The 476-nt window shown below is 67.0% G+C and carries 1 protein-coding gene; it reads left to right on the plus strand.

Features of this window, described 5'->3' with window-relative positions:
* A partial coding sequence (locus EOA27_RS39790; protein WP_245491435.1) for an AIR synthase-related protein occupies positions 1 to 476 on the plus strand: 476 nt, incomplete at both ends.

Consider the following 476-nt stretch of genomic DNA (forward strand, 5'->3'; position numbering starts at 1 on the left):
GATCATCCCAAGACCCGGCAGCTCGTCGCCGGCGTGGTTTCCGGCGTCGGCGGCTACGGCAATTCCTTCGGCGTGCCGACGGTCGGCGGCGAGGTCAACTTCGACGCCCGCTACAACGGCAACATCCTGGTCAACGCCTTTGCGGCGGGCCTTGCCAAGACCAATGCCATCTTCCTGTCGCAGGCCAAGGGCGTCGGCCTGCCGGTCGTCTATCTCGGCGCCAAGACCGGACGCGACGGCGTCGGCGGCGCCACCATGGCCTCGGCCGAGTTCGACGACAAGATCGAGGAGAAACGCCCGACCGTGCAGGTCGGCGATCCCTTCACCGAAAAATGCCTGCTGGAAGCCTGCCTCGAGTTGATGGCGTCGGGCGCCGTCATCGCCATCCAGGACATGGGTGCGGCCGGCCTCACCTGCTCGGCGGTCGAGATGGGCGCCAAGGGCGATCTCGGCATCGAGCTCGACCTCGACAAGGT

It is taken from the genome of Mesorhizobium sp. M2A.F.Ca.ET.037.01.1.1, from assembly GCF_003998075.1.
Classification (GTDB): Bacteria; Pseudomonadota; Alphaproteobacteria; order Rhizobiales; family Rhizobiaceae; genus Mesorhizobium.